Annotated in this window: 9 protein-coding genes, 1 tRNA gene and 1 pseudogene; 8 read left to right on the top strand and 3 right to left on the bottom strand. The window is 40.8% G+C overall.

Annotated features, from left to right (window positions below):
• The 4 genes from ACFIMG_RS08665 to ACFIMG_RS08650 all read left to right on the top strand — a co-directional run.
• On the top strand, nt 1–205 hold a 205-nt coding region (locus tag ACFIMG_RS08665; protein WP_375679737.1), incomplete at its 5' end, for a hypothetical protein.
• A 67-nt stretch (nt 206–272) separates the two neighbouring features.
• On the top strand, nt 273–1,037 hold the full coding sequence (locus ACFIMG_RS08660; RefSeq protein WP_375678389.1) for a lambda exonuclease family protein: 765 nt from the start codon (nt 273–275) through the stop codon (nt 1,035–1,037).
• Between the two features lie 211 nt (nt 1,038–1,248).
• The gene (locus tag ACFIMG_RS08655) at nt 1,249–1,479 is read left to right on the top strand and encodes a hypothetical protein (protein ID WP_375693601.1); all 231 of its coding nucleotides are present in this window, start codon (nt 1,249–1,251) and stop codon (nt 1,477–1,479) included.
• A gap of 304 nt (nt 1,480–1,783) precedes the next feature.
• Nucleotides 1,784–1,948, top strand: coding sequence for a hypothetical protein (locus ACFIMG_RS08650; protein WP_375678391.1), 165 nt, complete (start codon nt 1,784–1,786; stop codon nt 1,946–1,948).
• A 509-nt stretch (nt 1,949–2,457) separates the two neighbouring features.
• Here ACFIMG_RS08650 and ACFIMG_RS08645 read toward each other — a convergent pair.
• Together ACFIMG_RS08645 and ACFIMG_RS08640 are read right to left on the bottom strand one after the other, a co-directional pair.
• Nucleotides 2,458–2,691 (bottom strand): annotated as a pseudogene (locus ACFIMG_RS08645) (DnaJ domain-containing protein); the annotation flags it as partial.
• Between the two features lie 228 nt (nt 2,692–2,919).
• A complete protein-coding gene (locus ACFIMG_RS08640) occupies nt 2,920–3,432 on the bottom strand; it encodes a hypothetical protein (protein ID WP_375678392.1) in 513 nt (170 codons plus the stop codon).
• 528 nt (nt 3,433–3,960) lie between these two features.
• Here ACFIMG_RS08640 and ACFIMG_RS08635 point away from each other — a divergent pair.
• Nucleotides 3,961–4,104, top strand: coding sequence for a hypothetical protein (locus ACFIMG_RS08635; RefSeq protein WP_375678393.1), 144 nt, complete (start codon nt 3,961–3,963; stop codon nt 4,102–4,104).
• Nucleotides 4,105–5,241: 1,137 nt separating this feature from the next.
• On the opposite strand, the gene ACFIMG_RS08630 is transcribed toward ACFIMG_RS08635, so the two are convergent.
• A tRNA-Thr gene (locus ACFIMG_RS08630) sits at nt 5,242–5,316 on the bottom strand.
• A 176-nt stretch (nt 5,317–5,492) separates the two neighbouring features.
• On the opposite strand from ACFIMG_RS08630, the gene ACFIMG_RS08625 reads away from it, so the two are divergent.
• From ACFIMG_RS08625 to ACFIMG_RS08615, 3 genes are all read left to right on the top strand, one after another.
• Complete coding sequence (locus ACFIMG_RS08625; RefSeq protein ID WP_375607050.1) at nt 5,493–5,645, top strand: hypothetical protein; 153 nt, start codon at nt 5,493–5,495, stop codon at nt 5,643–5,645.
• 177 nt (nt 5,646–5,822) lie between these two features.
• Nucleotides 5,823–7,118: a UDP-N-acetylglucosamine 1-carboxyvinyltransferase gene (murA, locus tag ACFIMG_RS08620; protein ID WP_375678394.1), complete on the top strand. Its 1,296-nt coding sequence runs from the start codon at nt 5,823–5,825 to the stop codon at nt 7,116–7,118.
• Between the two features lie 348 nt (nt 7,119–7,466).
• Nucleotides 7,467–7,796: a hypothetical protein gene (locus ACFIMG_RS08615; RefSeq protein WP_375678395.1), complete on the top strand. Its 330-nt coding sequence runs from the start codon at nt 7,467–7,469 to the stop codon at nt 7,794–7,796.
• The last annotated feature ends 419 nt before the right edge of the window (nt 7,797–8,215 follow it).

Genomic DNA, 8,215 nt, shown 5'->3' with positions numbered 1-8,215 from the left:
AGGTTTTTTTATCGGGGAGAAAATATCACGCGTTATGCTTTCGTCTAGGGAGGGCGCCGCTTGGGGGCTTAACCGATATGGAAAAGGAGAGGATGAGAAACTTGTGGGGAGGGGGATGTTGAGGGGGGCGTTTCCAACAGCTTTTGTGATTTCAGCAGCACAATATTTAAGGATGCTGTCATTCTTAGTGGGGAATGCATCTTAAAAGATATGAATGTTTCAAAGAGAATATGTTGCAAAAAAACACCTTAAAGATGAAGGGGAGAAATACTATGCCAATCATTATCGATTGTATTCAAGGAACAGAGGAATGGCAGCAAGCGCGTAATGGTTTGATTACGGCTTCGTTGTTTGAGATGGTTATGGCACGAACAAAACAAGGGCAAAAAACGTCACGCTATCAGAGTGTGATGATGAAATTGGCGGGAGAAAGAATTACCGGAAAAACCGTTGATGAAGGGACAACACTTTCTCAGCGACGTGGGACTGAATTAGAACCAAGCGCGCGACAGCTTTATGGGAAACTGACACATACAGAACCTGAATGTATTGGCTTTGTTTTGGCTGATGATCGCGGACAAGGATTTTCTCCCGATGCTTTTGTTGGAAAAAATGGATTGTTGGAAATTAAAACAAAAAAACCTGAAATTTTAATTCCTCATTTCATGCAAAAGGGCTTTCCAGCAGAACATAAAGCACAATGTCAAGGAGGGTTATGGATTTCTCAACGCGAATGGGTGGATTTAATGCTCTATTGGCCGGATATGCCTCCTTTGATTAAACGGGCTTATCGTGATGAAGCGTATATTTGCAAGCTTGAAAATGAAATTAGCCGTTTTAATGAGGCTTTGGAGAAGATGGTACAGCAAATTAAATCTGTTGGGACAGGTTTTCATATAAGAACAGAAATTGCTTTGAAGGAGGGAGAAAGCGGGGAGTTTGGAGCGCATGCAAGACGTATGCTGGAGGGCAAAACAAGAATGAGACGGGGTGGGAAGGGATCTTGTGTAGCGTTGAGGAGAGGCAAAGTTCTATAAAAAGGAAAGAGCAGAGGGGGAAAAGAGCTGGTTTTTGTGTTGGAGGAGGGTGCCAAACAGGGGGGGCGCAGGGAAGCAGGGAGCATAGCGAACTTAGGGGACAGGAATGTGAAAGGCATGGTGGGAAAATGTGGGAAGAAAGGGTGCTTGGAGCGCATGCAAGGCGGCGCGGTATGCTGGAGGGGAAAACGAGAATGGGGAGTAAGGCTAAGTGTTCAGAGGTATGGAGGCTGTGATTTTGGGTGCTTTTGTGGTGAGTGTTGGGGGGGGGGGAGCCGCAATGAAAGGGCTGAGTAGCTTTTTCATTGTGGTGACAATGGTGTACGTTATGCTTTCGTTCTTGGGGGGAGAGAGCTTTGCGGGGGCTTGGGGGATTTTCTTAGCCGATATGGAAAAGGGGGAGATACGCGGCTTTAGGAAGAGAAATGTTGGAGCGGGATGAGGAGGAAATGGTGGGGATGAAGGGGGCAGGTCGTTATCCTGTGACTTGGAGTGACACGAAAGCATGCTAGAGAACAAAAATGAGGTTTAGGGGGAAGGGAAGCAGCAGTACAGATAGGTTCCAACCTATAAAAAGGCACGTTCAAGGAGGAAAAGAGCCGGTTTTTATGTTTTTGCGGCACGCAAGTAGGGAGCTTGGAATGATACGTAAAGCATGCTGGAAAATGGAAGGAGGTGTTTGGCGGGGGAGGTCGTTAAAGCTTGTTTAGACGTATTGGGACAACGGGGAGCTTCTGGCCGCTTTTGTGTTGTGCCGTGTTTGGGGGCGCGATGAAAGTCCCCCCATGATGGCGAAGTTGCCGGACAAGTGCTTTTTCATTGGAGAGGAAATGGTTCTTGTGGTGCTTTTGTTTTTTGGGAAAGAGTCGTTTGAGGGGCATTTTTTAGCCGATATGGGAAAAGGGATGTAGGGGCATGAGAAAAAGTCTGTGTGGAGTCAAGTGGGCTTGTTGGGGGAAAGATTGGGGGGCAGGTTGTGGAAGAAATAGAGGGGTGGAGGGGGGAGAATAAGAAAAGAACGGATAGAGACATTATAATCTTTATGTTTTTCTACACTACCTTGTTATAGAAAATCAAAAATGACCACACCTTGTGAATTCACTGTGGGTCGCTCTTAATACTCTTCAAAAGCACTGATCAATAGATACTTCTCCATATAAATTTGATAAATGATATTAGTATGAGCCCGAAGATAAATGCACCAATCTTTACCAAATATCCTTTTATGCTTATGAGAATTAATAACCCTATACTTATTTATTCCTAGTGGTATATTCCACGTAAAAAACGAAATTATATAACACATTACAGGTATTATTCCACAAATAATGAAAATTACATACGCGATACTATCAATTACACGCTTGGTATTATCTTGTCGTCTGTTCTCTTGGTTTCTACTAATTTCAGAAGCCTTGTGATTATCTTTAAAAGTTTTATGATAGAACTGATTGTAAGCAGCTCTCTTTTGAGGATCTTTAAGAACTTCATAGGCTTCACAAATTTTTCTGAATTTTTGTTCTGCTTCGGTACTAGAATTATGATCAGGGTGGTATTGCAGAGCTAATTTACGAAAAGCAGATTTTATCTGTTTATCGTTGCATGCGTAGCTTACACCAAGAATTCCATAATAATCGTCTTCATTGACTATCATTAAATACAGCCACTTTGTGTATTGCTCTTATTTTACAAGATCATTTAATTGATCTCTTTTGAATGTATCAACATGTGTTATTTTTATGTTAGAAATATGGTTAAAATCGTATTGAATGGCATGGCTGTACTTGGGGCTATTGTCTCTAAATGAGAGGAGATACAGTTCAAAACGCTTAAAAATGCAGGGTGTTTTTAATATTTTAGAAATATTTTTTACAAAAATAGATTAAAAGAGAGACGATAAATCAGATGTAAAAGGGACGGCAATAATAGCCAAGGTTGTCATTATTGTAAATAAACAGGCAGGAACCTTAAATCTAAAACGCCAAAGTAAATTTATGGGAACAGACATTATCGTTGTTATTACGAATGCTACGATAAACCATTGCAGGAATAAGTTCATTATATTAATTTCATTATTAAAACGATTTTGATTAAGACGATTTTGTTTTAGTTCTTCCTCTGAAACACAATCGATAATAGAAACGCCATAATAAACAGGAAATTTTCCACCTGGACAAGCGCTAACAGAAAATTGTTCAAGCTCTAACCATTCTCTTTCGCGTTCTTTTTCTAATAGCTTCTTTTTTATTTTCTGTCTTATATATTCTTTTGAAATACAATTGATCGGAGAAGTACTTCCAACAAAAAGACCATCTGTTGTACATCCACTCGTTGTATGATGCGTAAATAAAACAGCGCTTATTACGATAGCGAAGAAAATAAAGTGTTTAAACATAAGGTATTTATTGTCGTTTGTTTCTGATGAGCTTTTATAAGTCATTTCTGTTAAATAAATCAATATGTGTTATTTTTGTGTTGAAAATATACGTAAAAACGTATTTAATAAAAATGGTTATAATGATCATAATGTGTCTAAATAAAGGTGTGGTACTGGTTAAAACCCCGCATATGTGGGGTTTTAGCTTATTGGAGGAGGTATGACAGCAGAAAATATAAGGGGATCTGTAGCCAAAATGGTTGTCCTAGGGTGGGGAGAGTAGGGAATATCCAAAATACTCCAAATGAAATATACTTGTTCTTGTACATTCACGCACTTGTTTTAATAAAGATATCTCGCTCTAAGCTCATTTCACATCCATTTCATGCCGGCGTTCGTAAATTTCATACTGGCGCCTGTGAATAATATCGTGAGGGGTATAACGGTCAAGCCCCGTAAATTATAAAGTCCGTAGGTTATAAAACCCTGTAGATTATAAACATTGCGCACCCTAACTTACTTTATGAAAAAGTAAGTTAGTACTATTTGGGGCCCGTTGCCAAAATTGCGGCATGGGCTGTAGCTCTTGAGACGATTCATAATCTCGTTTACTGGGAGGCTTCTTACGAAGAGATATGCTTTTCTTGGAAAGTTTCTCGCCATACGGATCTTTCTGTTTGTGAACTGTAAGCAAAGAGGAGTGATTGATTTCAATAGAATAGAGGGGGAGAGAATTTTTTGCTCTTCGGATTCTTATGCAAGAGGAATAACGCTATCTGTATCAATCAAAGTATTCGTATAAAAAAGATGCGTGTTGAAAGAGGGATGGCTTAGAACACGTGGAAAACCATAGTGTATAAAATTGGTAATGAGGGATCTTCTTTGAAAAGGCAGGCTCTCAATTTTCTGCCATATGGGGTGCCTAGTATATGGGGATGTCTGTCATATGAGATGTTTGCTATATGGGATGTTTGCCATATGGGAGCGTGGGGTGGTTTAGTGAAAGCTTTATTGAGGGGGACTTTATCACTGTTTGGTTTTTGCTTTTGGTAAGGGGTGGGGAGAATGGGGAAGGAATTGAGAGGAGGTTCTGGAAATGGCTCTGTTAGATTTGTTGTAAATGACGAATAGGATCGATGAAGCTTATTCTAATTTTTACAGGGAATACTTGTGTTGCTTGAGGTGGGTAGAGAGGCTAGAAAGATAAGATTATTCGTTTTGGGGCGGATAAAGGTATCAATGGGATATGTTCAAACAATGAGTTTATAATAATTCATTATTGAGATTTAATTTGAATTTCAATGAGAGCCCGAAATAGTGTGAGATGTTCTTATTTCAACCCTTCTTATTCAGACGCTCTTATATTGAATCAAGTAAAATCGTTTGTTTGCATATTACAAACAGGGTGAGCTTGTGGGGGAAAATATTCAAGAAATAAAATATTGAAAAAATAAAAATGCTTATATCGCACTCAAGTGCTAAGAGCTGTTGCAACAGTGAGGCTTGGCAAAGAGAAGGATAGGGCAAATCTTACAGAAAGGAAAGAGGGGGGAGGCAAGGAAAGAAGGGAGGCAAGGGGTGGGGGGATATTCTTTGGGGGGCGGTCAATTTCAAAAGCCGTTCGTAAGGCATTTTAGAGATTAAGCGTGGCATTGAGGCTCTTGATTTTGAAGCCATTGATTTTGAAGCTACTGATTTTGAGGCTATTGAAGCGCATGGTTTAAAGGATGGAGGATTTGATGAATCCGATGGAGGTTGGGGGAAAAGATTTAGGCTTATAGGGAAGACTTATAAGGGCAAGAAGAGAGAGGCAAAAGAAGAATAAAATGGTGCTGCGAGAGAGGATTGAACTCTCGACCTCTCCCTTACCAAGGGAGTGCTCTACCACTGAGCTACCGCAGCCCTTTTCAATCTTTGCGCTGTCTTGTGCCATATTGTCAGAAAATAGGCAAGAGAACATTTGTATATTCTTGCAAGAAAACGTATCTTATGTCATGACATATGTTTCTTATATGCTTAAATATTTAAGGTTATGAGTTGCTTGGATAGAAGCTCAACACTGTTTAAAAGGTTGCGCAATGACACAAATGCATCAAAAACAAAAACAAAATGAAATTAATCATCAAGATGAAAAAGCAAAACGACGTCAAGAAAGATTGGCACAACAATTGCGTCAAAACCTGAAACGTCGAAAAGAGCAAAGCCGAAAAAGAGCACAACCAGAGCTCTAAAATGCAAAAAGCTCTAAAATGCAAAAAAAATGTTTTTTAGTAAATTTTTGCAACCAAACTTCTCAATAATTTGTTCTCATAGTTAGAATGCGTTCTAAAACGATTAATAAAGCATAACTTCCCGAAGGGGGACAATCCTTTGGAAGGGCAGGCACAAAGGAAAAGAGGGAAAACACGATGGATTCTATTCAAATTGTTGGGGGAGAAAAACTTCAAGGAACAATTCCTATTTCTGGGGCAAAAAATGCTGCATTGCCTCTTATGATTGCGGCGCTGCTTACAGAAGAAACGCTCACTTTAGAAAATATTCCGCATCTGGCCGATGTTGAATTGCTTATTCGTATTCTCAATAATCATGGTGTTGGATATGCCGTTGATGGACAAGAGTTTAACGATGAATGTGTGAATTCAAGAACAATTCATTTTACGGCGCAAAAAATAGCCACAACACGGGCACCATACGAACTGGTGAAAAAAATGCGTGCAAGCTTTTGGGTTATCGGACCTCTGCTTGCACGATGCGCAGAGGCTTATGTTTCGCTTCCTGGAGGATGCGCTATTGGAACAAGACCTGTCGATTTTATCCTTGAGGGACTTAAAACTTTAGGCGCACAGATTACTATCGAAAATGGATATGTTCATGCAAAAGCGCTAAAGGGGTTAAAAGGTGCTCACTATCGTTTCCCTAAAGTCACTGTTGGTGGAACCCATGTGCTGCTGATGGCGGCGACAATGGCAAAGGGAACAACCACTCTTGAGAATGCGGCTTGTGAGCCAGAAGTGACAAACCTTATTCGAACCCTGAATGCTATGGGGGCTCAAATAACCGGTGAAGGAACAACAACGCTTACAATTGAAGGGGTTAAAAAACTCAACGGTGCTAGAGTACGCGTTATTGCTGATCGAATCGAAGCGGGAACATATGCAATGGCTGTTGCTATGACGGGAGGAGATGTCTTTCTTAAAAATGCAAATCCTAATCATCTCACAAAAGTGCTTAAGGTGCTCCAAAAAACAGGACTCGAGATTCAAATAGAACCTCAAGGAATTCATATTAAGCGAAATCCAAAGAACACCAAAATTATGCCCGTTGATATTAAAACAGGACCTTATCCTGCTTTTCCAACCGATCTCCAAGCGCAATTCATGGCGCTCATGACACGGGCTGAAGGAATCGCGCATATTACAGAGACGGTTTTCGAAAATCGTTTTATGCATGTTCAAGAACTCAATCGCTTAGGGGCAAAGATAAAGCTTGATGGGCAGACGGCAACTGTCTATGGAACAGAGAATTTGCAAGGGGCTCCTGTCATGGCGACGGATTTGCGTGCTTCTGTTTCTCTTGTGATTGCAGCATTGGCGGCAAAGGGGGAAACAATCGTCAATCGTGTTTATCATCTTGATCGTGGATTTGAGAGATTAGAAGAAAAATTGGCTCGTTGTGGTGCAAAAATCCAACGCATCACAGTGTAAATCTTTCAAAGATATGCTGAATGCTTTGCGCTGTGGTTGAGGGGGGCGATTGCTTGGGGGCGTTTTAACACAATGTTTGCTTGTTGGGAGGGGCTGGGCTTGGGGCGCTGGGCTTGGCTGGTGCATTTTTAATGGTTTACTCTCTTTCTTGTGGAATTTTGGAGCCGTATATTCTTGATGATTTTCTCAATAGTTCTTTCAAATCTCCATCTTTCAAGGGTATGGCTTTTGTGGCTGCTGTTTTCTTTTCGGAATGGTTTTTCTTTCGTGTAAAGTTTTGCTTCTCTCACTCTTGAGGAGGCTCGTGATTATTGTCTAAGTTTCGTTCATGGCGCTCATGACGCGGGGTTGAGGGAAGCGCGTGAAATTACAGAGACGGTTTTCGAAAATCGTTTTATGCATGTTCAAGAACTCAATCGCTTGAGGGCGCAAATAAAGCTTGATGGGCGAGAGGGCAACCGTCTCGTGGAACAGAGAATTTGCAAGGGGGACCTCTTCATGGCGACGGATTTGCGTGCTTGTTGTTTCTCTTGTGATTGCAGCCCTCTTACTCTTGTTACATTGGCAGCAAAGGGAGAAACAATCGTCAATCGTGTTTATCATCTTGATCGTGGATTTGAGAGATTAGAAGAAAAATTGGCTCGTTGTGGCGCAAAAATCCAACGCATCACAGTGTAAATCTGTAAGATGTCTCTCAAAAATGGCTTTGGGAGGGGGTGATATGTTGTTAGGTGTGCTTTTGGGAGGTGTGATCTCAAAAATAAAGGGTTATTAGTCCTCTCAATAAACGTGGGTTTTATTTCATGGTTTTGGAGTTTTTACGAGCGGGCATAAAAGTTTGAGAGGCGGGGGTGGAGCTCATAAAATAAAGACTGTTTTTAAATTTTATTGCTAATTTCCTGAAATTACTTTATACCTTAAAGGGTAACTTTGGTCGTCTACGCAACGACCAAGAGGGATTCAAAAACCCCTAAAATCCGAGCGTAAAAATGAACCTACTCTTGTGGGTGTCCCGGGATTCCGGGAGTTTTTGCTATGTCCAGGTGCGCTCTAGCACTAAAAGCAAAAAAGCTGACTCGGATTCAGTGTTTTTGACT

The sequence above is a fragment of the Bartonella sp. AP11XZML genome (genome assembly GCF_042196445.1).
Lineage (GTDB): Bacteria > Pseudomonadota > Alphaproteobacteria > Rhizobiales > Rhizobiaceae > Bartonella.
This window is presented reverse-complemented; position numbering and strand designations above follow the sequence as displayed.

What these genes read in the sequence shown, in the direction of transcription:
- ACFIMG_RS08660 (WP_375678389.1), top strand. Translation starts at nt 273, where the DNA reads ATGCCAATCATTATCGATTGTATTCAAGGAACAGAGGAATGGCAGCAA.
- ACFIMG_RS08640 (WP_375678392.1), bottom strand. Translation starts at nt 3,432, where the DNA reads ATGTTTAAACACTTTATTTTCTTCGCTATCGTAATAAGCGCTGTTTTA.
- ACFIMG_RS08625 (WP_375607050.1), top strand. Translation starts at nt 5,493, where the DNA reads ATGACACAAATGCATCAAAAACAAAAACAAAATGAAATTAATCATCAA.
- murA (WP_375678394.1), top strand. Translation starts at nt 5,823, where the DNA reads ATGGATTCTATTCAAATTGTTGGGGGAGAAAAACTTCAAGGAACAATT.